This window comes from Cecembia lonarensis LW9, assembly GCF_000298295.1.
Classification (GTDB): domain Bacteria; phylum Bacteroidota; class Bacteroidia; order Cytophagales; family Cyclobacteriaceae; genus Cecembia; species Cecembia lonarensis.
Map to the genome: position 1 here is coordinate 1 of NZ_AMGM01000316.1, position 617 is coordinate 617.

At 56.2% G+C, this 617-nt stretch carries 2 protein-coding genes; one reads left to right on the top strand and one right to left on the bottom strand.

The genetic code is table 11. The features are described from left to right. A partial coding sequence (locus B879_RS24270) for a heme oxygenase-like domain-containing protein (protein ID WP_238542268.1) occupies positions 1-185 on the bottom strand: 185 nt, incomplete at its 3' end. A gap of 83 nt (positions 186-268) precedes the next feature. Between B879_RS24270 and B879_RS24275 the strand changes: the two genes are divergently transcribed. Further along, a partial coding sequence (locus tag B879_RS24275; protein ID WP_040401659.1) for a hypothetical protein occupies positions 269-617 on the top strand: 349 nt, incomplete at its 3' end.

Consider the following 617-nt stretch of genomic DNA (forward strand, 5'->3'; position numbering starts at 1 on the left):
ATCAGGGTGGTGATGAATTCACTGGTTTCCGCCTCGCTATGGTCCTTCTGAGTCACTTCGCGTAGCCGGGTGGCAAAAGTCTGTTCGTGTTCGCCGGGCATCTGATGCCACCTTTCGTCGGTACATGAAACACAACCTAACCATATTTTTGGTAATAAGAACACGCCACCATGCTCATTTGCCAATAGTCGAGGTTAGGCATACCTTAACTAGAGTTGCACTTCAGGTCATCGTCCGTATTGCCTGCCACCCGAAAGAGGTTTCAACCATGCACCACCCTGTCCGGCACCGATTGCGCGCGCTCCTCGCCGCCGCCGGCGTCATAGTCTTGTCTTCGATCGGATTGACAGCCTTGCCCGCCAGCGCGGCGCCTGTCCCGACTATTTCCGTAACCCAGGCACCTGACGGTGGAGGTTCGATCACTATCAAGGGTTCCGGATTCAATGGCGATCCAGGTATCTATCTGGGTATCGGACCACAGGGGCGTGCCCGGGTTCCGTACGCTGGCGCCGGAAGCCTCATCGATGGCCTCACACACTTCATTGGCGACGGACTGGAGGTCGGGAATTCTGATATGGGCAAGACCGTGCCCATGACCGATGGTGGCTTCTCGGTTA